Origin of the sequence: Nonomuraea sp. NPDC049421 (assembly GCF_040677005.1) — a bacterium.
GTDB lineage: Bacteria > Actinomycetota > Actinomycetes > Streptosporangiales > Streptosporangiaceae > Nonomuraea > Nonomuraea salmonea.
This window is the reverse complement of record NZ_JBFAQA010000006.1, coordinates 16,143-40,687: the sequence shown is the minus strand read 5'-3', so window position 1 is coordinate 40,687 and position 24,545 is coordinate 16,143. Positions and strand designations below refer to the sequence as shown.

The 24,545-nt window shown below is 65.6% G+C and carries 19 protein-coding genes; 13 read left to right on the top strand and 6 right to left on the bottom strand.

All coding sequences use genetic code 11. The annotated features are described in order from the left end of the window. Nucleotides 1–3: 3 nt before the first annotated feature. The 5 genes from AB0K18_RS12295 to AB0K18_RS12275 all read right to left on the bottom strand — a co-directional run bounded on the left by AB0K18_RS12295 (nt 4) and on the right by AB0K18_RS12275 (nt 7,515). Nucleotides 4–1,197, bottom strand: a complete 1,194-nt coding sequence (locus AB0K18_RS12295) for a restriction endonuclease subunit S (protein ID WP_364913731.1) — start codon at nt 1,195–1,197, stop codon at nt 4–6. Beyond that, on the bottom strand, nt 1,190–2,764 hold the full coding sequence (locus AB0K18_RS12290; RefSeq protein WP_364913728.1) for an N-6 DNA methylase: 1,575 nt from the start codon (nt 2,762–2,764) through the stop codon (nt 1,190–1,192). Before AB0K18_RS12290 ends, AB0K18_RS12295 begins: the two co-directional genes overlap by 8 nt. Before the next feature lie 272 nt (nt 2,765–3,036). Beyond that, nucleotides 3,037–5,196 (bottom strand): DUF262 domain-containing protein, encoded by a 2,160-nt coding sequence (locus AB0K18_RS12285; protein WP_364913725.1) that lies wholly within the window; start codon nt 5,194–5,196, stop codon nt 3,037–3,039. Nucleotides 5,197–5,427: 231 nt separating this feature from the next. After that, entirely contained in the window at nt 5,428–6,360 is a 933-nt protein-coding gene (locus tag AB0K18_RS12280; RefSeq protein ID WP_364913722.1) for an inositol monophosphatase family protein, read from the bottom strand. 18 nt (nt 6,361–6,378) lie between these two features. Beyond that, a complete protein-coding gene (locus tag AB0K18_RS12275) occupies nt 6,379–7,515 on the bottom strand; it encodes a hypothetical protein (RefSeq protein WP_364913719.1) in 1,137 nt (378 codons plus the stop codon). Between the two features lie 283 nt (nt 7,516–7,798). Between AB0K18_RS12275 and AB0K18_RS12270 the strand changes: the two genes are divergently transcribed. The 8 genes from AB0K18_RS12270 (at nt 7,799) to AB0K18_RS12235 (ending at nt 18,237) form a co-directional block, all read left to right on the top strand. After that, nucleotides 7,799–8,113 carry a hypothetical protein gene (locus AB0K18_RS12270; RefSeq protein ID WP_364913716.1) on the top strand — a complete coding sequence of 105 codons (315 nt, stop codon included), beginning with the start codon at nt 7,799–7,801 and terminating at the stop codon, nt 8,111–8,113. Between the two features lie 139 nt (nt 8,114–8,252). Continuing rightward, on the top strand, nt 8,253–8,438 hold the full coding sequence (locus AB0K18_RS12265; RefSeq protein ID WP_364913714.1) for an FxLD family lanthipeptide: 186 nt from the start codon (nt 8,253–8,255) through the stop codon (nt 8,436–8,438). A gap of 81 nt (nt 8,439–8,519) precedes the next feature. After that, complete coding sequence (locus AB0K18_RS12260) at nt 8,520–10,553, top strand: lantibiotic dehydratase family protein (RefSeq protein WP_364914356.1); 2,034 nt, start codon at nt 8,520–8,522, stop codon at nt 10,551–10,553. Further along, nucleotides 10,550–11,614 (top strand): lanthionine synthetase C family protein, encoded by a 1,065-nt coding sequence (locus tag AB0K18_RS12255; protein ID WP_364913711.1) that lies wholly within the window; start codon nt 10,550–10,552, stop codon nt 11,612–11,614. The genes AB0K18_RS12260 and AB0K18_RS12255 overlap by 4 nt, the downstream gene beginning before the upstream one ends. A gap of 41 nt (nt 11,615–11,655) precedes the next feature. Further along, nucleotides 11,656–13,695, top strand: coding sequence for a methyltransferase, FxLD system (gene fxlM, locus AB0K18_RS12250; protein WP_364913708.1), 2,040 nt, complete (start codon nt 11,656–11,658; stop codon nt 13,693–13,695). Nucleotides 13,696–13,711: 16 nt separating this feature from the next. Further along, on the top strand, nt 13,712–14,851 hold the full coding sequence (locus AB0K18_RS12245; protein ID WP_364913705.1) for a hypothetical protein: 1,140 nt from the start codon (nt 13,712–13,714) through the stop codon (nt 14,849–14,851). An 888-nt stretch (nt 14,852–15,739) separates the two neighbouring features. After that, entirely contained in the window at nt 15,740–16,123 is a 384-nt protein-coding gene (locus AB0K18_RS12240; protein WP_364913702.1) for an SSI family serine proteinase inhibitor, read from the top strand. Nucleotides 16,124–17,469: 1,346 nt separating this feature from the next. Next, the gene (locus AB0K18_RS12235; protein WP_364913699.1) at nt 17,470–18,237 is read left to right on the top strand and encodes a bacterial transcriptional activator domain-containing protein; all 768 of its coding nucleotides are present in this window, start codon (nt 17,470–17,472) and stop codon (nt 18,235–18,237) included. Here the strand turns inward: AB0K18_RS12235 and AB0K18_RS12230 are convergent. Further along, the gene (locus AB0K18_RS12230; RefSeq protein WP_364913696.1) at nt 18,227–18,646 is read right to left on the bottom strand and encodes a hypothetical protein; all 420 of its coding nucleotides are present in this window, start codon (nt 18,644–18,646) and stop codon (nt 18,227–18,229) included. The two genes, AB0K18_RS12235 and AB0K18_RS12230, sit on opposite strands and share 11 nt — an antisense overlap. Before the next feature lie 270 nt (nt 18,647–18,916). Here AB0K18_RS12230 and AB0K18_RS12225 point away from each other — a divergent pair, with 270 nt between their 5' ends. From AB0K18_RS12225 to AB0K18_RS12205, 5 genes are all read left to right on the top strand, one after another. Continuing rightward, a complete protein-coding gene (locus AB0K18_RS12225) occupies nt 18,917–19,768 on the top strand; it encodes an ATP-binding protein (RefSeq protein ID WP_364913693.1) in 852 nt (283 codons plus the stop codon). A gap of 1,255 nt (nt 19,769–21,023) precedes the next feature. Further along, nucleotides 21,024–22,157 carry a hypothetical protein gene (locus tag AB0K18_RS12220; protein WP_364913691.1) on the top strand — a complete coding sequence of 378 codons (1,134 nt, stop codon included), beginning with the start codon at nt 21,024–21,026 and terminating at the stop codon, nt 22,155–22,157. Nucleotides 22,158–22,354: 197 nt separating this feature from the next. Continuing rightward, nucleotides 22,355–23,359: a DUF932 domain-containing protein gene (locus AB0K18_RS12215; protein ID WP_364913688.1), complete on the top strand. Its 1,005-nt coding sequence runs from the start codon at nt 22,355–22,357 to the stop codon at nt 23,357–23,359. Between the two features lie 118 nt (nt 23,360–23,477). Continuing rightward, the gene (locus AB0K18_RS12210; protein WP_364913685.1) at nt 23,478–23,912 is read left to right on the top strand and encodes a hypothetical protein; all 435 of its coding nucleotides are present in this window, start codon (nt 23,478–23,480) and stop codon (nt 23,910–23,912) included. A gap of 48 nt (nt 23,913–23,960) precedes the next feature. Then, on the top strand, nt 23,961–24,545 hold the full coding sequence (locus AB0K18_RS12205) for a hypothetical protein (RefSeq protein WP_364913682.1): 585 nt from the start codon (nt 23,961–23,963) through the stop codon (nt 24,543–24,545).

Below are 24,545 nucleotides of genomic sequence, written 5' to 3'. Positions count from 1 at the left end.
GGCTCAGACCTCCAGCTTGGCCGACTCAATCTCGATGGTGCGGTCCAGCAGCCCCGCCAGCAGCCCCGCGCGAAGATCACGGAGACGGGCGGCCTCCGCGCGGGTCGCCTTCACCACGGACTCCATCGCGTCGAGCTCGACCACCATCTCGCGTTGGCGGTCGAGCGACGGCAGGCGCACAGTCATGCCCTTCGCCCGCTTGGCGCTGATGTGCTTGATGTTGGTGCCCCCCGCGATGTCGAGGAAGGCCCTGGATTCGTAGGCCCACATGCTCCAGTGGAAGACGAACTCGGGAATGCAGACCCCTTCCAGCGCCCGAAGACGGAGCAGGGTCATCTGGGTGCAGACAGGCCCCGGAAGCTCGTTCCGCCACATGGCGGGCATTCCGACAGCATTCGCGCTGGCGCTGCCCTCGGACACCACAACGTCGCCGTAGCGGAGGCCGAACCTCTCGCGCTCAACCGGGTCGTAGTTCATCTCCAGCACGTCGGACAGGTCGAGCGTCCCGTAGCCGACGTTCGCGGAACGGAGGTAGGGCGTCATGTACCGGCCGGTCGCCCTGTCGGGCGTCCGGCGCACGCCGGTGGAGAAGTCGAAGGCGTGCTCGGCGCTCACGGCCTTACCCGAGTCGCTGTTGACAAGGTCGGCTCGTCGCCGACGCAGAACCGCTGCCAACGCCCCCGCCTCGGCGTCAAGTGCCGTGATCTGGTCGTCGATCGCGCTGATGACCTCAACGATCCTCTTCTGCGTCTGTAGGGGCGGTAGCACGACGGGGATGTTCACGAAGTCCCGCTCATGGAGACGTCGGCGCTCTGTGGTGCCGACCGCTCGGCCCGCTGCCTCAGCCTGGAACGAAGCGGCGTGAAAGATGGCCTCAACGTATTCCGGGATGACCACCTCGGGCTTGACTGTGAACACAGGGAAGTCGTTGGTGACATAGCAGCCGTCCGCGTCGCTCTTGACCACCCCGAAAGCAGCTTTGGTCGCCCACATCCGGTTGTACACGATGTCGTCACGCTTGATCCGGTAGAGCACCTTGCCCTTGACGAACTGCGCGGGTACCGTTTCACGGTCGTACACTCCTCCGGCATTCCAGCGCACCCCGGCGTATCGCACCTCGCTGAGGTCCTCCACCCGAGTTACACGGGAAACCCGGGTCATCACCTCCCCAAGCGTGATCCGCTGCCAGTCACTCATCGAAGCCCTCGATTCCGGTAGCGGCGAGGACGGCGAGCATGCGCTGCTCGGTCTTCTGGCGTTCAGCACGAGCGATGTTGTAGGCATCGATGAGGGTGCCGAGGTCTTCCTGCTCGGCGGCGGCCTGCTTGATGTACCGCCCGATGTTCAGGTCGTACCCATTGGCCGCGATCTCCGCGGTGGGGACGAACCGCACCGCGAGTCCGCCTTCTCCGTCGGGGTCCACTGGGTTGCCGTCGGCGTCCATCTTGGAGTGGTAGGCGGTCACGATGTCGGCGATGTCGGCGTCAGTGAGGATGTTACGGTTTTTGGCCTTGGTGAACCGCTTGGAGGCGTCGATGAACAGCACGCCGCCCTGCCGCTCTGGGTCCTTGGTGCCGGGTGCGCGGAACACCAAGATCGCCGTGGGGATAGTGGTGTTGTAGAAGAGGTTGGCAGGCAGGCCGATGACTGCTTCGAGCAGGTCATCGTCCAGGACACGCTGGCGGATGGCTGCCTCTTGGCCGCCTCGAAAGAGCACGCCATGGGGCAGAACGACGCCGGCGCGTCCCTTCTTCGGGCCCATGCTGGCGATCATGTGCTGCACGAACGCCCAGTCCGCCGTTGACTGCGGGGCGACCCCGCCGAGGGCGCGCGGGTCGTTGGTCCAGGGCTTCCACTTCAGGCTGTAAGGCGGGTTGGCGACGATCACGTCGAACTGCGCGACGGACCCGTCTGGCTTCTTGAAGCGCGGGTCTTTCAGAGTGTCGCCGACCTCGACCTTGAACTGGGTGAGGTTGTGCATAAAAAGGTTCATGCGGGCAACGCCTGCGGTGTCCGGTACGGCCTCCTGCCCGTACAACTTGAGTGTGTAGCCACGCCCGCCGCGGGCCTTCAGGAGGTTCGCGGAGGCGATGAGCATGCCGCCAGATCCGCAGGTCGGGTCGTACACCGACTCGTGGCCCTTGGGGTCCAGGACCTCGACGATCAACTCGACGACCTCGCGGGAGGTGAAGAACTGGCCGGCTCGGGTGCCGGACCCGTCGGAGAACCGCTTCAGCAGGTACTCGTACGCCCCACCGAGGACGTCGTGGGACATGTTGCCCTCGTGCATCTTCGGGGTGCGGTCCATTGCCTGCATGACCGCTGCCAGCACCTCTCCCGGCAGCACCTCTTCGGAGGTCCAGGTCATGGACCCGAACAGGCGGGAGAACTTGTCAGGGTTGGCCGTCTCGATGGCTTGCAGGGAAGCGCGGACGCGCTGGCCGAGGCCGGGCTGGGTGATGGTGGCGAGGATGGACGTCCAGGAAGCGCGACGCTGGTGGACGGTGCCAGGGTGGATGAACGGGATCTCGAACGACTGGTAGTCGCGGTACTCGATCTCGTGAGCTTCCTCGGCGGACAGGTTGTCTAGGCCCTCGTTCTCGGCCAGAAACTGCTCGTGCTGGTGCTCCCAGGTGTCCGACAGGTATTTCCAGAACATCAGAGGGAAGATGACGGAGGCATACTGCGCTTCGGGCATCGCCACACGCAGCTCGTCAGCGGCATCCCACAACCGGTTCTCGATCTCTTGCTGCGTCACTGCCATCAGTCGGGGTGTCCTCGCTCGTCAAAGAGACGGCCCGAAGGCCGCTGCGGTTCTTGCTAGCCAAGTCAATCTTGGGGTGCCCGGCATGCGCGCGTCGGCCGTGACTGCATGCTGAACATTCGGAACTTCATGCTCTCCGCGCATGGGAGATCCACCAACGATATCCCTCAGCGTCTGACGTATACCGATCTCCTTGGAGCATGGAGGGGATGGCTGCCGATGGCGTGTGCTTGTGACCACGCGTGAGCAGCCATGCAGGGGCTGTCCATGGCTCAGGGCAACAACCCCCGCGTCAGCCCTTCGTCACGAAGCGTCTTGATGGGGACCTCGGCGGAGCTGGCGGACACCTTCCAAAAATCCCACCCAGCGCAGGATGTCACGCCTAGGACAAACTGGCCGGCACCGGACAGTGAGGGGAACACTTCGCCTGTTGAGACCCGAATCCGGCCATCTGGCTCGACCGTAGCTGCATATCGAGTGCCGCGTCTGCTGCCTGTCAGGGTTGTACCGGGCTTGAGCAGCTTCACGCGGATCAGGTCCGCGACGTCAACCTTGTAATGCGCGCGGGTACGACGTCTGGTCGCTTGATCAGGTGCAGCTACTTGTGGAACTTCGAATCCGAGGGATGAGGGCTCCCAGATTTTTTCGCATAGCGCCCGATAGAGCCGCTGTCGATGTTCAATCGCATCCTTACCGAAGTGGTCACGAAATGCGCGGACAAAACCTGAGAGATCAACTCGCTTGATGAATTTCGTGAATCCTGGATTCCTCCGGTAGGTCAAATCATGAAGGGATGCAGCAAGGAGGTTTTGGCCTCGGTAGTGCTCAATCTTCTGCTGGTACAGGTCGTCGCCGTAACTAGCATTATCCGACTTGGGTAGCAACAGGAGAGCTCCGAGACGGTTTCGCCAGGTCACGAAGGTCGGATAGGTCTTTACTTCAGTCTGGAAGCGATCAAAATGGTTTGCCCAGACATGTTCGATCTCGTACGGTCGCAGCTGGTCAAGGTACTCAGCTATCAATTCTGCCCGGCCGCATTCGCGCTCGACGTAATGAGTCATCCGAGCAAGCAGGTAACGGACTTGCCGACGGTTGTCTGATCTGAGTCCGAAGGTCGCGACCCCCTGGAAGTCGTACGGTAGTGTGGCAATCTCCGCGCCGAGCAGTGCGGATATTTCTTTCGGATTAATGCATTTACGAACCATGGGGATGAGTCGATCGACCTCGGCCTCCATGTCCGAAGCGTTGGTGCCCTCGTTATTCACTAGTCGCCGGACGTAAAGTAGGTCGAGGAAGTTGGCGAGCAGACGCGACTTTTCCTTGAAGGTGGCGTTATCGTCATCAGGCCGCAGGCTGGCGAGGATCAAGCGAGTCTGACAGTACAGGCCGTTGCGTGCGTTGTAGAACACGGCTTCGAGGCTTTGATCGAGGGTCTTGCTTGCTGCTAGCAGGGTGGCAAAGCGAGGGGCGAGAGCCGCGAGCCACTCGATGAACATAGCGAAGTCAGACGGGCGTCGAAGCCCAAGCTGCTCCTGGTGTGTGCGGACCCACTCATGGAACGCTTGAAAGATTCGCTGCCGATCATTTGAGGATTCTGATAGATCAGCGTGCTGAGCCGTCAGAAGGGCCTTGACGTACTCAGAAGGTGCATCCTTCTCCACGGCCGTGAGTGTCGACAGCATGTCGCGCCACTTGACGTTGAGGCGTTGTTGATCTTTCTTGCTTTCTTGGAAGAGAAAACTCTTGAGCAGATCGATGGGCCCGAGCCGGTCCCCACGATCATTCATCGTCTCAAAAATTTCCCAGCCGCTGTCCTGACTGAGTGCTTTGATGCCGACTAGGCAAACGCGGTCGAGTAGCCAGTCGTGGAAGAACGGCAGAGCGTCGTCCCTCAGCATGGTTGGAAAGTCATCAGCCATGTCCTGGCTGCGCTCCCACAGGTTCCGAACGGACACGGAGGGCGGACTATCTGGCAGTTGGTAGTCGGCGCCGTCGCAGAGAGCTTTAAGTAGGGGCTCCCGTTCCGGGATGTCTATGGCAAAGGTGGGCTTGCCGTGCCGCACAGACCTGATGAGCTGACCCAACTGCTCAGCCTCCTCGTATCGCTCCTGGTCTAGCAGCAAGCGCCGTAGGTAGATCAGCAGAAGGTGCAGCGTCGTGATGCGCTGTTGGCCATCGACGAGGTACGTTATGCCGTCTTGCTCGTGATAAACGAAGGGCCCCAAGAAGTAGGGGGCGTAGTGATCCGTCTGCTCACGATCATCTAGATCGTTCCACGATGCGTCGAAGCGCCGCCATAGGTCGTCAAGGAGAGCAGCGACAGCTTTTCGTGACCAGGTGTATTCACGCTGGTAGTAGCCCAACTGGAACCGGCGGCCAGTGAAAAGCTGCCTGATCGTTAGTCCGTGGCCAGATATTGGGCTGTCCGCCATGTTCGTGCTTCTCCATGTCTCCCGATGGCCGTCTCGTTACGGATCCTGATCGCTGGGGTACCGTCAGTCAATCGGCTGGAGCCTTCCGGACGTTAGCAACATGCGCAGATCTTGGTGAGCGGAGCTGAACAGACGGCTTGTGCCGCACCCAAGCGATAGCCGCCGCGCCGAGTACGGACACGGGAGACACGGAGTAGTACTCCATGGGCCTCGCATGAGGCATTTCTCCAGCTAGGTGGCATAAATGGAGGCAACGACGTCCTGGGCGAGGGCCAGGCTGGAAGCGGCCACGAACGTCTGCCGTCTGTCCATAGCCTTGTTGATATCAGCCATGCTGCCAAACTGGTAGTCCAAGGAGATGGGGTCGCCTCTGAGATCGAGGACGACGCCGCCGGCGGCGTCGAGGATGTAGTGCCCGGGGGCGAGATCCCAGACGGCGAAGCCTTTGGCGAACTCAATGGTCGCGTCAGTGAAGCCGGCTGCGACGTGGCACAAGCTAACCGACCCGAAGTCGACTCCGATGCGGCCACGAGTCGCGCCATCTCGAGAGGGCTGGCTCAGCGCGTCGAGCAAAAGGGTCTGGCGGCCAAGTGGTTGGAGGCGTTCGGCGGGTTTCATGAGGTAGTTCGTGACTAGTGCCTCGTGTAGCTCCGCGAAGCGGTGGAGTCTTAGCTCGTGTGCCTTGCCGTCCTGGGTGTAGACGAATGCTCGATCCTTGCCGTCCTCGTCGCGGGCCGCGAGATAGATCTGCAGGTGGTGGAAGATGTCGCCCACCACCGCGGCGATGGGCCGGGCGAGGCTGCGGGAGTACACCATGACGTGTGTGTAGCCGTAGAGGGCGCGGACGGCCAGCTCGCTGGTGTCGAGGGGGTCGACCAGGACGCACAGGTCCGGGTCGGGGTCGGGTCCGATGACCTGTGGGTCGGCTTCTTCGGAGGCGTAGATGTACGAGGGGATGATCGGGGTCAGAAGCTCTCGGTAGCGTTCGTGCATCCATAGGTCGTGGGCGGACAGGAAGTTGTCGGAGTGGCGCAGGTTGGCGGCCTCTGATCGTTCACCTGAGAGCGCGGCCTGGATGAGGCGTGGCCGAATCTCCCCGATCACCTGCGCGACCAGTTCGGCGAGGCTCTGGGCGAGGCCGGGGAGGGCGGGAGAGGTTGTCACGAGGGACCTCCATACGGTTCAGCGCAGCTCCAGCGGTGGCTCTATGCCTGGAGGGCTCATCGTCGCAGCTATGAACACGGCCTTGAAGTTCGCCGCTCGCATGATGTTCGCTCCGGTCAGGTCGTCGAAGTCATCGACTTCGAGCTTCCCCTTGGTCATCGCGCCGAACACTGCGAAGTAGATCTGCGCGCCGGGATAGTGGCTACGGATTTCTCGGGAGATGAATCCGACCACGTCGGCATGTTTCACCTCGAAGTCGCACAAAACGATGTCCGGGGCGTCTGGCAGGTCGGGGAACATCGATGCCTTGTCGAGGCTGATGAAGTCGCGGCTTTTGTTGCACTTGAGGTAGCCGATGGGGCAGCGGCCGAACTGGGCTGAGGCGAGGAAGGTGGCCATGACCAGGCCGGCCTCGTTGATCCCGAAGCAGGCGTCCACATCGGTACGGCGGCCAAGGTTTTTGATTTGATGGATGAGGCGTTCGATGCCGTAGCCGAAGGACGCCCAGTCGAGGTTGAGGAGCAGGCCAGGGGTGGGGTTGGGCAAGGAGTAGGCGAGCCTGTCGGGGTTGCCGTACTCGACGGTGGGGGCGGTGATGATGAAGTCGCTGCCAGCGGCGTGGGGGCCGGCTGTCTTCGTTGCGACGGCTGCTTCGGTTGCTTGGCCCTCCGCGGCCGGCGTAGTCGTATCCGGCGGGCTTGCGGAGTTGATGGTGGCGTACCTCTTCAGCGCGAGCTGATCCTCCACGGACAGGCGCTCGTACGCCTCGGCCACCAGATCGCCGGGGGAGACGTCTTCCTCGGCCACACCTGTTGGGCCGCCTCCGTAGGCGGCTGCGAGGATCAGCAGGCTGGTGAAGCTAGGAGCTGATCCGGCCCTGCTGCGTTCACGGGCCCAGGTCTCCCATGCGTTGATGGATGTGCCGCCCAGGCTGGTTTGGTGGCCGGTCATTTGGTTGTACCGGACCGCGGCTTGATCCTGGGAAAGGCCGCACGCATATCGGTGCGCTTGCAGGCTGCAAATGACCGGATAGCGGCGCATTAGTTCCGTAGCAGCCTTTTTGACCGATCCTGCCTCCAGCCACAGTTCGCTGCCTATTCGCGCCAATCGGCGCCCTCTCGCCTGCGGGCTTGAGTCCCGGCTCTGCTTCGCCATCCGACTTCCCCCTCCCGGAAGCGCCACCAGGTTACCCATCAGAATGGGCAATGGCAGGCAGTCGCCGAAAATGTGCAGGTAGAGGCCACGTAGAGACCGGGGCGATTACGGACTCACTCTCAGGTGTAACAGGTCCACCCTCGTCATTACTGTCAATTGTCATGCCGGCACGACAACCACTTCGGAGAACCGGATGACCCCAAATGACGTAGAAGCCACACACCTGCACCGCCTCGCCGTCCGCCGAGTGGCCCGGTCGACCACCGTACAGATGTGCAATCTGATGGACCCTGAGGAGGTTGCGACGATGGGCCCCAAATGCTGGCTTGATCTCCTGCACGACATTCGGAACGACCGGCTACGTCCGAAGCGGGACGGTGAGACCGTCATCATCGAGATTCACGACAAGGCCGCAGGCCAGAGCCCTCGCTCGCTGCGCATCACCAACCGGGCGTACACCGTGTTCCAGAGGGCCGCCGCACTCGGCCGATTCGATGGGTTGAAGCCTGCGCCGCTCGGCCTGGGGTTCGGTCCGTGGATCTGGGCCGAAGGCGTCGTGGAGGAGGCCGTAGCCAAAGCCCTGGACGGAGTTTCGTGAGCTTCGGCCACGCAGATCTTGAGGCCAGCCGTTCCACAGCGCCGAGCCAACTCACAGCAAGGCGGGCTCGTTCAACCCGCAACACGGCTGAGACGCCGCAGACCGTCCAGAACACCAAGCAGGACAGGAGCAGAAGCACATGAGTACATCAGCCATCGAGCAGGGCACCGAACAGCCGACCGCCGCCACCAGGGAAACAGCCTTCAGCCCGTTCGACCTCGACATCAAGCTCGTGGAGAACACCCCGGCGGCCAACACGTCGCTGAGGTGCGGCACGGGGGACACGTGCGGGAGCTCCTGTCCGAGCGCCTGCACCACGTCATAGCTGCACCGGCCTGATGCGCCTCGGCCGGAGCCGAGGCCTACCGACCTTCCCCGAATCGTGAGCAGGAACGGAGTGAAGACGATGACGCGCACGCGGATCCGTAGGTATCGGCGCACCGGTGCCGGGATGCTGCGCGCCACGGTGCATCCGACTCCTCTCCCACTCCCGGACTGGCCGGAAGAAGGTCACTCGATCGAGCTGTGGCGGTCGTGGCTGGCTGCGGTTTGGGCGGACGAGTCCTTCCAGCAGACGGTCACTCACGCGAGTCCGGACTTGGCCCGCCAGGTCCGGGCAGTGCTCGACGGGCAGGTGGTCAAGCCTCGTCGAGCTCGACGGGCCGCGCTCGCCGTCGCCCGATACGCCCTGCGTTACGCGCACCGCTCAATCCCGTTCGGCCTGTTCGCCGGTGTCGCCCTGGTCGAGTTCAGTAACAGGTCGCTCGTGCGGGTCGGGAATGAGCACGAAGCCGTTGTCCGGCCCGACCCCGCGGCTCTGGACGCGGTGATCAGGGCGTGGGAGAGCGGTCAGGAGCGGATGGCTGATGTCGAGGTGTGCGTGAACAACCTCGCCCGTGAGCGTGAGGGCCGAGTCCATGTTCCGGCCGAGGGCGCGGACGAGTTCACCCTCGCATCAACTGCGGCCGTGGAACTGGTGAGACAGGCCGCCAGCTCTCCCATCCGACATGCGGTCCTGCTGGGGAAGCTCGCCGCCGAGTTCCCACAGGTCGAACCTCACCGCCGGACTGAGCTGGTCGCTGAACTGCTACGTACGCGGCTGCTGCGCTCTCGCCTGCGTGCCCCAGCGACGGTCACCCACCCAGCCGCCGTTCTGCCGCCCGAGCTCCTCGCCGCATGCGATCGCACAGCGGTGGACGTGCGGTTGGACGCTGACGTGTGGCTGCCTGAAACGGTCGCGGTCGAGATGGAGACCGCCGCGACCGTGCTGGCCCGGCTGGCAACCCATCCAGCCGGTACGCCGGCCTGGCGGCGCTACGTCGAGCGGTTCATCGACCGTTTCGGTGAAGAGACCCAGGTACCTGTGGAGCAGCTCACCGATCCCAGCACGGGATTGGGGCTGCCGGACGGGTTCGGCCTGCTGTCGGAGCCGCCACGACCGATGTCGCGTCGTGACCGCCTGCTGCTGGACATCGCGGGAACGGCCGCTGTCCAGGGCGATCGAGCGGTGGTCCTGTCTGAGGCGATGGTGGAGGAGTGGGAGGCTGCCGCGGCTGAGCCGTTCACCGACCTTGTGCCCGCGCCCCACTTCGAGGTGTGCGCCCAGGTGCAAGCCCGCTCGATCGCCGCCCTGGACACTGGAGACTTCCGGCTACGCGTGCACACCGTCTCCCGTGCAGCCGGAGCCATGACCGGACGGTTCTGGCACCTGCTGCCGGACCTGGCCGCCGGGTATGCCAACCTGCTCACGGTCGCGCCCGGCGCGGCCCTCGCGCAGTTGTCGTTCCATCCCACGCGAGCCGAGGCCGATCTGCTCACGCGGGCACCGCGCGTCGTACCGAAGCTGGTCAGCGTCGGCGAGTATCGAGACGGCGACGAGGACGTCCTGTACCCGCGGGATCTGGTGGTCGGTGCCCGTGACGGTCACCTGTACCTGGCGGTGGCCGAGACCGGGGAGCGCCTTGAGCTGCTGGCACCTACAGCGATCAACTTTCTCTGGAACAACTACACGCCGCCGTTGGTCCGGTTCCTGGCCGAGATCAGTCGCGCCGCCACAGCGCAGGTGACGTGGTTCGACTGGGGCGCCGCCTGGGTGCTGCCGTTCACTCCGGCCCTGCACTACCGGCGTACCGTCTTGGTCGCCGCTCGCTGGCAACTGCGTGCCCGGGCGCTGCCCGGCCGTACGGCCTCCCTGGAGGAGTGGGCCGAGCGGCTGTACGACTGGCGCGGCAGGGCGGGGGTGCCTGAGCGGGTGTTGCTGGCCGTTGATGACCAGCATCTGCCGCTGGACCTGACACGAAGGATGGACGTGGACCTGCTGCGCGCCCATTTGAGCGGGACGCCGGTCGCGGTGTTGTTCGAGGCACCGCCGCCGGATGCTGACGGGTGGATCGGCGGGCGCGCGCACAGCATCGTCGTCTCGCTGGAGTCGAGGAGATGAAGGCGTTGGCGGCGCAGGCCCTGGCCGAAGGCGCGCTTGGGGTGTCGCTGCTGCACATCGAGCGCGGCGATCTGGACGGTGCGCGTCCCCTGCTGCAGGAGGCGGTCGCCGGTGGGGTCAGTACGGGGTCCAACGCCAGCCTGTATCACGGAGCTCCGGCCCTGGAGTTCGTTCTCGGCCGCGCCGGATGCGTCGACCGTGAGGTGCAGGCAGGTGCTGACCGGGTCGTGGCCGCCCGCCTGGCTGCCGCTCGCCGGCGACAGTTGGGCTGGCACTTGCCGATGCTCACGGAGTTCGACCTGATCCGCGGATTGACCGGGCTGGGGGCGCTTCTCCTGACTCGCCCTGGACCTTCTCCGTTGCTCGAAGGGGTCCTGAGTCATTTGGTGTCGTTGGCGCGTCCGATCGAGGCAGACGGTCGCATGCTGCCTGGATGGTGGTCGCCAGAGAGCCCGACACACAAAGTAGACGTCTCCGGCGGTCACGCGAACAACGGCGTCGCGCACGGCATCGCCGGACCGCTGGCACTGCTGTCCCTGGCCCTGCGTCATGGCATCCGCGTCGAGGGCCAGAGCCATGCGATCACCACGTTCGCGGACTGGCTCGAGCAGTACGGCAGCTCGTACTGGACCACGCTCGACCAGCTCACCACAGGCGAGCCCGCACGCGTGCCACCGCTGCGGCCGTCTTGGTGCTACGGGGATTTGGGGATCGCTCGCGCTCTACAGTTGGCCGCGCTCGCGCACGGCGACCCTGCCCGTAGGCAGAAGGCCGAGGACATCGCTCTATTGGCCCTTACCGACGCAGACCGTCTCGACCGGGTGAACGACGCCTCCCTCTGCCATGGCTGGGCCGGAATCCTGACCGTCACGACCGCCATAGCCGCCGATAGCGCCACCCCCGACCGGTTCACCAAGAGCATCCAGCATGCCCGCCAGCACCTGGCCGAAGGGATCGACGACTTGCCCAAGCCAGGGTTCCTGGAAGGCCGTGCCGGAGCCCAACTGGCCTTGGACGGCAGCACCGCCACCGGCTGGACTCGTGCCCTGTTGATCCACTGACCACCGCCGTACCCCTATTGAGCAGGAGCAAGAACGACGACATGGACAGCTACGAGCACAATCTCGCCGCACCGGCCGAGCCAAAGTGGTGGCAGGCCACGATCCGCTTTCCCGGAGATGCAGGAGTGAGCCCGTACGCGGCGGCCAAGCTGTCCGCCTCGCTGACCGGACGGCGCTTCTACTTCCTGCGTAAAGAGGGAGGGCTGCGGCTGCGGACGGACCGCCCAGTAGGTGCCCTGCTCGACCAGCTCGTCGCCAACGGAGTAGCAGCCGGATGGGCAGGCGGCATCTACGAGCCAGAGACCGAAGCATTCGGCGGCCCCCAGGCCATGGCCATCGCACACGAGCTGTTCTGCGCCGACAGCCCCGCCGCGTTGGCCGAGACCGGCAGCCCCGACAGCAAGGAACGATGCATCCTGCTCCTGTCCGCGATGTGCCGGGCAGCAGGGCTGGACGGGTTCGAAGTCGGCGATGTGTGGGTGAAGATCGGCTTTCTTCGCCCGCCGATCGACCCGCCCGACGAAAGCCACCGGACGGCGGCCATCACCACGATGCGGCGCCTCATGAACGCCGACGCCGCCAAGCGTCCTCGTCCCGAACCAGGCTGGGGTGAGCGAGTCGCCGCGTTCGAGGACGCCGGCCGCAGCCTTGCCCGCCTCGCGAAGGAAGGGCATCTGAAGCGCGGGCTGCGGGCCGTCCTCGCCCACCACGCGATCTTCGCGTTCAACCGGAACAACACCTCCGCAGTCGAGCAGGCCGCCGCCGCATGGCTGGGCCGGCAGGTCGCCTTCGGAGACACCGAACCGGCCGCCGCGTCTACCAGCCAGTCCTCACCAGCACCACCTACCTTCAAGGAGCCCGTCATCAGCACCACCGTCGACCCCACCAAGCTGCGCGAGGCCATGGTGGCCACGTACATCGACTCCGGACACCTGCGTACTCCCGAGATCATCGACGCCTTCCGCGCCGTCGAGCGCCACACGTTCATCCCCGACACCGATGTCGAAGCCGCCTACGTTGATGACGCCGTGCCGATCAAGCACGACACCGACGGCGAGATGATCTCCTGCATCTCCGCGCCGTCCATCGTCGCCACTCAGCTGGAGCAGCTAGGCGCCCGCCCCGGCCACAACGTCCTGGAAGCAGGGGCAGCCACCGGCTACAACGCTGCCCTCCTCGGCCACCTGGTAGCCCCCGACGGCCACGTGTGGACGATCGACGTCGATCAAGACCTTGTCGACACCGCCCGCAAGCACCTCGCAGCCGCCAGAGTCGACAACGTAACGGCCGTGCTCGGTGACGGCGCGGCCGGCCTGCCGGAGCACGCGCCTTTCGACCGCATCCAGTTCACCGTGGGCGCCGGCGACACCCCCACCAAGGTGCTCGAGCAGCTTGCTCCCGACGGCCGTCTGGTCATCCCGGTGCGCATCCGCGGCAGTATCTCCCGATCCTTCGCCTTCGAACGCGACGGCGACATCTGGAAGACCGTGTCCTGCGAGATGGCGACCTTCGTGCCACTGCGCAAGGGCATCTGCGACGACATCTACACGCGCGTCCAGATCGCCGGGGAAGGCGATGTGCACCTGGAGACCTTCAGCGAGCAAGTCGTCGACCGCGAGGCGATGCGCACGATCCTGGACACCCCGGCCCACCCCATCCACACCGGCGTGAAATTCCGGCAAGGCGACCCATGGCAGTGGGTGTACCTGTGGCTGGCCTGCGTCCTGCCGAACGGGCTGTCCCGGATGCCCGGCCAGCGGCCCGGGTTCACCCCTCACTTCGCGTGGGGTTCGATGGCCGCGCTCGACCGCGACACCCTGGCCTATCTGACCATCCGCGAAGGAGAGGACACCAAGGGACGCTTCTGGGCCATCGGCGTCATCGGCCACGGGCCCCGCGCCGACGTTCTCGCCGAGCAGGTCGCCGCCGCGATCGAGGAATGGAACCGCGACTACGGCAACCACGCCCCTGCCCCCGGCTTCCGCATGGTCACCGGCGACCGCCGTTACCAACTCCAGGCGAGCGACCCGCGCTTCGTCATCGACAAGCCCGCGAGCCGGCTCGTCGTCGACTGGCCGTAGAAGGGACCCGAGCGCCGTGGTGCACCCTGCGATCGCCGCCCGCATCCCCCTGGTCTGCCGTACCAAACCGCCTGGCAAGCCCCTGGCAGAGCGCATCGCCGACCTCAACGCGCTGACCACCGAACCGGCAGGCGCCGACCATCACGACCTGGTGGCCCGCGCCTGCGGGGTCCTCAACATCTCCGCGCTCATCGCCTCCGACGCCGGGCTGCCCGATCTCGCCGCGGACCTGTGCTGGAGGCAGCACAAGATCTTCGCCGAGAGCGGCCGTCTCAGCCAGGAGATCGCGGTCATGTCGTTGATGCCGCTGATCAACATTGCCCGCTTGCTGATCCGGGAAGGCGACGGCAAAGCCGCCTACGAGGTGCTGAATCAGCTGTACCGCGCCGCCCAGGAACGCAACGTCACCGCGATCCACGGTCACGACATCGACCTGTCGCTTCTCACCCACAACCAAGAAGTTCACCATGCAATCTGTACGGAGTTGTGGATCGCCTTGCTCATCGACGGGGCCCGCGCCCTCGCCCAGCAAGGACGGTGGAACGAAGCTGCCGACGCCATGGCCGCCCACCGTGGCATCGGCGAACGGCTTCTCGACGGACGCCAACTTCAAATCATGTCCCTGATCGAGCAGGGCCTCTCCAACGAGGCCACCCTCATGATCGACGCTGCCCTGCCTGCGGAACCGTGGGAGCACACCGTTGCGGCGCTGCTGCGCATCGCCTGCCACCGCTCCAGTGCCGCCATTCCACCGAAGAAACTGGAAGAGGTCGTGCAGGACGCACTACCTCTCATCACCCAGCCGGAACCGATGACGGCGGCTTTCCGAGCGAGGCTTGGCCTGACCGCGTTCGACCTGACTACCGGCCGATCCTCGGCGCTTGCCTCCCTTCTGAGCCCAGCACTTATCGAGGTGGCTTCTACCGACGCCTACGCCGCCCGCGACATCCTGAGCCATCAGAAGATGCGCGCCGAGATGACCGACCAGCAACAGCACCACCTCGGCACGGTGATCACCGCTGGAGGGCTCGGTATCGGCCGTCTCCCTCAGGTTCACGAGCACGCACTGGTCGCGGCTGTGGGGCATGCCGTGGATCGGCTGCGGGCGCTGCTCGGCCAGGGTGGCTCCGGAGCGCCCACAGGTCAATCGCGGTGACAGATTCAGCCCAGGAGGTTGTGACAAGCGATGTTGCGAATCCGGAACTCGCTTCTGTGAGCGGGGAACATCTCGTCGCACTTCCCGGCAACCACCGATGGGTTGTCGCCGAGCCCGATGACGTCCAACCAGGCGGGACGTGGGGCGCTCGGCGCGCGCCTGGATCGAGGATTCGACCGCGGAGAATAGCGGTCAGCTGCTGAAGCGGCCGGTGGCCGCGGGCGGACAAGCCGGCGGTGGCCGTGAAGCTTGCGGCTTTTAGCCGGGCGGACGTGCTTGGCGTCGCCTCTGTCGTGGTCTCGCTCGGCAGTCTTGTGCTGAGGCAGAGCCAGCGAGACGGGCACAGCGGAGATCGATGAGACGGTCGTCTTACGGCCCGACAGGTAGGAGACAGATGCGCTGTTGTCGGCGACGCTGCGTAGAGCAGCCGCAGCCGGAGGTGAGGTCTGCCGAACGGCGGATGTGTTCGTTCCCGCGCCGCCCAGAGCTATTGCGGCTATCGCGACTGCTATGGCGGTAACTCCGCCTACCTGGAGCAGCGTCCTGGCGCGTGCTCGTCCACGTGGCTGTTCACCCTTGTCGGGCATGGCCGGCCCCCCGATGGTTCTGATCATTACGGGGCGTAGCGTAGCTACGGGCTCTCCGGGTGTTCTGTGGTTTTGATCTTGCCAGGGTGACTCATGGGCTTGGCATTTCACAGGTTCAGTGGCTGATCCGCTCTTGCAGAGAGCACGCAGATCGGAGCTCCAACGCCGGGCTGGGCCTTGGAGGTCCGACGCCCGCAGTTCTGTTCGGTCTCGTGAAGCTGGTTGGGCAGATACCAGGCAAAGGATGAAGACTTACTGTAGTCTTATGACTACTTTAAGCAACCAGTCCTTTGGAGCGTCAATGCGCCTGCCTCTGCTGGCCGCCAATGTCGGCCTTTGTGCTGGTCTCGTCCTCTCAGCCACCCCGGCCTACGGTGCTGCCCGGCCGAACGCGGCCTTCCTCTCCGTCACGGCGTACGGAGGTACCACGATGAAGGGTGTTTTCCTGCAGTGCCCGGGCGCGACCGAGGGGCACCCGTATGGTGAGGCCGCATGCGCCGCGCTTGATGCTGTTGACGGCGAGCTCGATCGTCTCCCCAGTCGCGCACGCCGTGTGTGCGCCGCGCGAGGCTCGGTCACGGCGACGATGGATGGTATGTGGCGGAATCGGCCCGTTGGTTGGCAAAAAACCTTTTCCAGCGTGTGTGACCTTTACGCCCAGACAGGTGCGATCTTCCGCTTCTGATAGGGCATTCAGTCCAACATAACCGGTTGGCCGGTTGGGCTGCAGTTCGCGAGCACTCGGTGCCAGGTCTCTGGAAGGTCTCCAGGGGGTGGCAGCCGAGGAGCTGGCCGGTGTGAAGACAGGGGTCTACGCCGGCAGCACCTGTGCGGGGCGTTATCGCCGCTCCTTTGATGTGGTTCTTCGGCTTTCGTGTTGTGCCGTGGGACCGCATGTGTTGCGTTCCGTTATTGCAGGTGAGCGCGAGGCGGGGTGATTTCAAGTCTTTGTGATGCGCATTCTCTTTCCTTGTCGTGGTGCGAGGGGTGTGGTGATAAATCGTTGACGTAGTCAAACCCCTCTGGAGGAACCTGGTGATTCGGGAATGCCTTGCAAATGGCTGGAGAGGCGAAGCTTCTGAGCTTTTGTGCCGAATCACCGTCGCGGGCGCGTTGACGTTCGAGTTGCTGGGCGGTCCAAGCTTGGCCTGGGCTTCCTCGGATCCCTACTGCCCGACGCAGTACGTCTCTGAAGAGGCGCGTCAGATGCTTGATGTGGAGAAGTTGTGCCTGCTGGTACATCAGGACCTGGCGGAGGGACGCCCAGTCGATCTCGGCAGGCGGATCTCCAAGACCCGGCGGATGCCGGTGAAGACGGCGCCGTCACCGAGACCCAGGGTGCAATGGACGCCGAAGAGCTCGCCTGCCAGGAGGAAGAGTCCTCGGCCGACGCCCGTAACCGTACCTGTGCCTAGGCCGAGCAAGCAGCGAGAGGTATCCGAGCTGGGCAGGAGGCAGGAGACAGTTCGGCGGCCAAGCCGGCCTCCCGCGTTCGTTGCGGGTCGTAACGACAAGGTCAGATATGTCGATCGCAGGCACGGCCAGGACAACGGTGCGCGCTCGAGGCGGCGGGATGCCCGACCCAGGCAGACCGCTACACCCCTGCCTTCCCCGTCGCCCTCGGTGTCTTCGTCATCTCCATTGCCTGTTATGAGGGGCGGTGCCGCTGATGCGATGGCGAAGCCTGTTGAGGCCTCGTCCGAGGAGAGACGACCTCTCGGTACCGCGCTGGCCTTTGGGCTGCTGGTCATGCTGGCAGGAGGTGCGCTGATCATCAGTCTGCGCCTACGGTCTCGGTCAGTGCTCTCATCAGCTGGGGTCACTGTTCACCGCCTTGAAGTGAAGGACCGCAGCTCGGTTGCAACCGCGCCGGAGGTCGATGTCGTGGAGGCGGGGGTCGTGGCCGGCGACTCTCACATCGAGGAAGCAGAGCGGGAAGCGGACATCGTTGGGCTCCGGGCGGGCCGGCCTGGGTCAGATACGGGGGAGAAGGGCGTCGCAGTCCTGGACAGTTCGTCAGGCCCTACTTCCGTGGCGCTGACGGCATCGCAGTTCGTGGTGGCTCCAGGGAAGGCGAAGGGCGAAGTCCTGGGAGCACCGCGGCTGTCTTATGGGGACAAGGAGGTGTCCTTCGGTCGCGCAGAGGCGTCCGACCTGTTCGCGTTGCTATCGACCGCTCCGGAAGGGGTGTCCACGGAGGGCATCATCGAGACGCTGTGGGCAGGCAACGGTGACCGCGGGAGCCGCCTGCTGGAGTCAGCGGTTCGGCAACTCAATCAGGTGATGAGGCAGGCGTCTGGTGCCGGGACCGGCGTGAGGTTCGTGGTGAAGGTGAGGCAGCGGCGACAACTGGCCGCCGCATACTTCGACGTGGACTTTTGGAGGTTCGAAGCGGCCTTCGTGCGGACGGGCACCGTAGAAGGGAAACCCGCCCGGCTTGCTGCCCTGCAGGAGATGCTGGCCCTGTATCGGGGGCCGCTGCTCGCTGGGCGGGATGATCTTTGGGTGCTGCCGCTGAGGCAGGCTGCTCAGCGCCAGGCTGTGGATGCGGCTGAACGATTCGCTGAGCTGGCGCGGAAGGAGGACCCCGATCGAGCCGTCGACGTGCTCAGGCTGGCGGTTGAGCGTGTCGATCCGCACAGCGAGGTCCTTTGGTGCCTGCTGATGTCGATCCAGGGCGAGTTGGGGCGCTTGCCGGCGGTACGGCGCTCGTTCGAGCTGTTGAAGGAGCGGATGGCGGAGATCGACGCGGTGCCGAGCGCTCAGGCGCGGCAGATGTACGAGCGGATCATTCGGTAGGCGTACGGGAGCTGTCCGTGCTTGCGAGGTGGCGCATGGTGTGCTGGTCCCGCTGTGAGTAGGTCGCCAGCACGTCGGCCGGGATCAGGTTGACAGGGCAGGTGCCGTAGATACGAGCCAGCAGGCACAAGGTGTAGACCGAGGGACGCCGCCCCGCTCGTGGCCAAATCTCATAGTCGTACAGCCGGGATTCGCGCAGCCCTGCGCCGTCCGTGCCACTGAGGCGATGGAAGGCGTCGACCGTCTGCGCTGCGGTGAGCCCGATGGCGTATCGGTAGAGGCGTAGCGGGGTGGCGGGGTGATCTAGACCGAGGATGACGGCTATCTGGTCAGTGGTGAAGCCGTGCTCGCGCAGGTAGCGGCTGCGTCGGCGGCAATCAAGAAGTCTTTGGTATCCGGAGTCGGACATGAGGTGGTCCCCCTTCAGCCGGTGATGCGCGGATCCCGAATCGGAATCCCGGGCGACGGTAGGTGAGCTCTGGCCAGGGGCTCCAGTCCTCGGATGGGGTGATCGACGAGCTGATCGGCGGGGGTTGGCGGCGCCGCCGCCATTGTCGCCGCAGGTCGGGGTTGGGTGCGGGTTGCGGTGGGGGCGGGGATGTGATCCGGGCAGCGAGGTGAGTGATCGTGCTGGTCGCTCCCGGATGGACCGGGGCGCAACCAGAAGGGACCGCCCAGCATGGATAACCGCGATCAGCACGCGATCTCAGCCCAGATGAACTGTGATTATGCTTCGCGACCCTCCCATCAGCAACCGCGCGTGGCGGAGTTCCCGGACCTCGTGCCGGGGCTGGTGATGTCGACGTTTCGCGCCTCAGACCTCTGGAGTGGGATGGCTTGGCGGCAAGCCTTTGCCGGACGGGCGGATCAGTCGGCTCCCGCGCGGCGGATGGTCGAGCAACTCCTGGCCGATACGGGGAGGGCCGACGATGCTCGGTGGGTGACGGCTGAGTTGGTGAGCAACGCGCTACGGCACACACGCTCGGGGCAGGCGCAAGGCTTCTTTGTGGTGGACGTACTGCGTGGCACGGACATGGCCCGAATCGCGGTCTACGACCTTGGCGGCGGCTGCTTCCCGGACTTTGCCCGCAGGCCCGACTCGGTGCCTGAGACGGCTGAGCAGGGGCGGGGCTTGCTCGGAGTGGCTGAACTGGCCGATCGAGTGGGAGCCGCTGGTGATGCGATTACCGGGCACGTGGTGTGGGCCGACCTCGCATACACCCCTGAAACCGTCCGGGCATCTCGAAGTGGCGATGCGGTTGGTCGTAGTGAAAATGCCCGAGCCGGGCAGGCGCTGGAGGTCGGGACCGTACGGGAACTGGAGTCGGTGCCTGAGCCGAGCGCCCTCGCGGTGCATGCCACCGCCTGCCGTGACCGCGCACCCATGAAGGAGGGAGTTGCGGGCGCTGTACTGGGCCAACGTTGGGCGGGTCCCTCCGGCGCCTTGATGGCTGCGGAGAGACTGCGCCCTTCCACGGGGAAGGAGGTCGCCGGCCTGGGCCCTCGCTGGGGCTTGTGGGAGGCGAGTTGAGGTCGGCCGCGGACCAGGAGTCCGCGTCGGAGTTCGGGCAGGAGCTGTGGGCGCAGCAGGCGTTGGCTGTGCTGCGCCGGGGCAGGCCCGATTGGGCCTTTCTGGTGGTGCGGTCTCAGTGGCTGGCAATACGCGGCAGGCACGTCGTGATCAGCGCCTCTAGCCCCGATGAGTTGCGGCAGGCTCTCTCCTCGCTACCGTCCACGAGCGTTGGCAGGCGGTCAGGGACGTTGCCCGCCGAACGGTCGGGGACAGGCACCTGGGCGATTGCCGCTGCTGATGGTCCGGTACGAGTGGCTCGGCGGACGCGTTCAAGGCTCCACTGGCTTTGGGGTAGGCGTCGGGCTGCTCCCGGCTGAGCTCTATGGCTGAGGTGCCCCGACCGGCGTATCGCTGGCGAGGAGGGGTCGCGTCACCTGACCCGAGAAAGCTCCGGCGCGGTGGCGGCTGCCGTCGCCTGGGCAATGGTGCCCGCGTCCGCGGGAGCGGGCCTTGACACCGGGCATGCAGGTGGGCGTCGATACGGTCCCGGCTCGGGCGCGGGCCGGGACGGGACGGGTTCGCCTCGCGTAGGGGCGGGGCGCACCCACTGTCGAGCAAGAGAGCGGGCTTGTCAGCGCGGATGTCGAGTTCGCTGTTGCGGGCTAATTAGCCGGGCATTGTTCGGTGTCGCATCCGGTGTTTTGCTTTGTTGTCGCGTCCGGTATTGCCCTTGAGAGTGCGACACCGCCTGGCGTGTCATTTGCTCAGGTCAGGCGGGTTTCGGTTGTTGCGATGGCCGCCCCGAATCGCCATTAGGCGACTCCTCGAAGATGTGTGCGGGCCCGAATGGATGGCCGTGGCATCAGAAGTTCTCTTCCTTCTACCACCTGTGGACTAGGCGGCGTCCCAGTCAACCGCTCGCCCAGATGCTGGCCGGCCCCAGCGCCGGCTTCGGGCTGCGGCGAGAAGCGCCTTCGCGCAAGCTGGATCGGTGATGCGTGCGAGGCGGTTTTGAGCATATTCGCCGCCAATCGGTTGAACGCGCGGAACCATCAGCGCGTTATAGGTGTCACGAGTCTCGAAGTTTGTCGTCGAAGTGTCTTCGCATGTCGGCCCCAGTTTATTAGGGCAGCCTCTCCAGCCGTTCGGGTGACAACATTTATTGCCCGATCGACTTGCGAGTCTCGTTATATGCGAGGGATGGTCGTGGTGCAAACGAAAACACGGGCACGACCAGAAAGGGCACCACACAATGGCCATTCACAGTTCGGAAATGACCGCTACCGAATCCGTTCCCGCCGCCATTCCAACCGACGCGGCATCCCAGACGGTCCCTGAGGGCCCCGCAGCCGTCGCCCCGGCTGACCCCGCCAGGGATGCGGACGGGCGCGTAGCGGCGGTTTGGGCGGCGCTGAACGCTGAGCCGGGTGGTTCGGCCACGGCCATAGGAGCGGCGGCCGGTCTGAGCCGGATGGCGGCGGGCAAGATCCTCAACCAGCTCGAGGCGGACGGCAGCGCCCGCCGTGAGCAGGGCGTGAGCGACGGCGGCATGCGCGGCCGGGCGGCCGACCGGTGGTTTCCGATCACCGCCGATGCCACGCCGACCGGTGACACGGACACTTCGGTCGTACCCCCGGCACTGGAAGCGCCGGATGCCGCACCCGCCGAGGTGACCACGCCGGACACGGACACGCTGGATGCCGACGCGGAACTCGTACCCCACGAGGAGGAACTACCGGCAGCCGACCCCGCACCGGCCGATGACCGTACCGACGAGGAGAACCTGCCCGAGGAGCCGATCGGCCTGCCGGAGGATCTGGTGGCCGACGAGGCGGCCGATCAGAGTTCAGACAGCGACCTCGAGCCGGACTTCGAGGCCGTCACGTCAGAGCCGGTGCCTGGGGCGGAGGCGGAGGATCCGGCCTGGGCCCGCGCGAAGGCGGAACTCGCCGAGATAGCCAGCCTGCTCAGCGGGGCGATCCTGGCGAAGGACGAGGGAAACGCCGTGATGGCGCTGGGATGCCTGGAGATGGCGATGACCAAGGTCACCTCGGCACACCGCAACGCCCGAGCGGTGCTGACCGGCACCGTCGCCCCGGCCCGCGCGGGATCCAATGGCCGTTCAGGTCAGTCCTCCAGCGGCGCGGGCGCGGGTGACATGGTGCGGCCGGGCGGGTTGCGGGAGATGGTTCACGCGCACCTGGTCGCGTTCCCGGACAAGGACTTCACCCCGTACGAAATCGGGAAGGTCATCAACCGGTCGTCCGGCGCGGTGGCCAACGCCCTGGACCGCCTAGTCAACCTCGGCGAGGCGGTGCTGTCCTGCGAGCGGCCCCGCCGCTTCGCCCTCGCCCCTTCCGACGCGGACGGCGACGCGGGGGCGGGGACCGCCCCCTACGGCAGCTGAGCCGGGTGTGTGCGGGCCGCCCCTACCGGCCCGCACACCTCGGTCACGTAGCGGGCGGGACACCCCTACAGACCCGCCCGCCGACGTACGGCACCCCCGGCCAATCGGCCCGCGCCGGGGCCGGAACACCACCACCCATACCAGCGCGCCTGTTCCGCACGCGCGCACACCCCATCACGCATCAGAAAGGCACTGTCATGGCTCACGAAATCGAGATCTTCGCCAATGGTTCGGCCGGATTCGCCGCCGCAGGGAAGCCCGGCTGGCACGGGCTCGGCTACACCGCGCCCGGCCCGATGACCGCCGAGGAACTTCTGTCCAACGCCCAGCTGGCCGGGTGGAACGTACGCAAGGTGCCGGTTGGTCAGGTCACCGACCCGGTGACCGGCCAGCCGGTGGTCACGGACGAGGACTTCCTCGTGGTGCGTACCAACCCCGTGACCGGTCAACCGGAACGCCTCGGCCGGGTCGGTAAGGACTACCAGATTCTCCAGAACGAGGACGTCACCGACTTCCTACAGACGCTGGTGGACGAGTCGGGGGCGATCTTCGACACGGGCGGATCGCTGAACGGCGGGCGGCGGGTGTTCATCACCATGCGCCTCCCCGAGCCGCTCATGGTCGGCGGATTCGATCAGATCGACCTCTATCTGGCGGCGTTCTCCCGGCATGACGGGTGGGGCGCGTTCACAACCGTTGCGACCCCGGTCCGAGTGGTGTGCGCGAACACCGAACGGGCGGCGCTGGCGAACCACGCCTCCAAGTTCACCGTCCGGCACACCGGCAACGTGGCCGGGCGCATCGCCGAGGCCCGGGAGGCGCTCAAGCTCACGTGGAAGCACGGTGAAGCGTTCGCCGCAGAAGCCGAGAAACTCCTCGCCGTTCCGATGGACCTCAAGGAGTTCCGTCAATTCGCCACGCGCCTTCACCCGCTCCCCTCGGACGCGAAGGAACTGGCCAAGCGCAACCACGACCTGACCATGCGGGAGCTGGAGTACCTGTTCGCACAGGCCCCCACCCAGGAGCCGATCCGTAACACGCGCTGGGCCGCGTACAACGCCGTGACGGAGCGCCTGGATCACAAGAGCCCGGTGTTCGGCAGCCGCGATGTTGCGACCGTGCGTGCGGAGCGAGCCCTGCTCGACGACCACGACAACGCCAAGATCAAGGCCCGCGCTTTCCGCCTCCTGGCTACCGCCTGACAGCGGGCGCTCGGTACGGCCCCGGCGCGGGGGCCGTACCGAGCACCGCCGCCGGATGTGACGGCGCTGGGCGCCGTCCCAACCCTCGTAACCACAACCGCCAACCAGGGAGTTCACCATGGGACGACTCGAAGACCTAGCCATGCACAACGCCACCCTCGCCAGGCATGAGCTCAGCGAGGCCCTCAACCGCATCGGCAGCATCGACGACGAAGGGACGTTGCGCGACAAGGACCTGGGCCGTATCGCCCACGCCTACCACCGGATGTCGTGGTGGCAGCAGGTCACCGATCTCACGCACGGCCAGGAGGAGACCGTCGACGGCGCAACAGCGCTGCTGATCGTGCGGCAACGGGCACAGGAATCACTGATCAACGCGCGCCCGCTGACCAACGGCGGTCTGTTCGCCTTGGCGATGGCCGAGTCCCGTCGAGGTGGCGCGCGTGCCTTCCTGGACGCGACTCAGGCGCTCGCCGACGCACTGGCCATACCTTCCGCTGCCGCCGCGCCAGCGCCGGTTAACAGCGGCGATGGACAGGCCGCCATTTCCTGATCTTCACCCCTTCAGCGGTTCATGTCACCCGACGAAAGGAACGCATCCATGCACGACTCTCACCGGCCCGGCTACGTGAGCCCAAACGACGAGCAGGTCGGCGCCACGTTCGTATCCGGGCCCAGCGCTGGTCCGGCCGACGACGCACGCTCCTTCGAGGAGCTGACCGCAGAGAGCATCGCCGCCGCGCGCAACACCTACTATGCGGCGGCGGCCGAGGTGGTTATCGCCCTGCAGAACGGGCGATGGCATACCAGCGAGCAGTTGTTCGCCGCCACGCACGCACGCGCGACTCGCGCCTGGTGGGACCTTGTGGAACAGGAGATCACCGGCAACAGGCTGACGCCTGATCACGCGGTACGGCGAGTGCGCTCCTGGGCCCGCCACTACCTGACCGGCGAGCCGCCGATCGCCCGGCCCGGCACACTGTTCGACCACGCAATCGCCCACGCCTCACGCATGGCCGCGCGCGACTTTCTCACTGCCAGCGGCCGACTCCTCACGCAGCACCTTGCCGAACCCAGCCCAGGAGCCGGTGCCACGGCTCCCGGCGCGCCCTTGCCCAACCGTCACGCCACGAGTCCCACGCCGAACCCGGTAGCGGTTCCAACGGCATCGGCGGCCCCGCAGTGA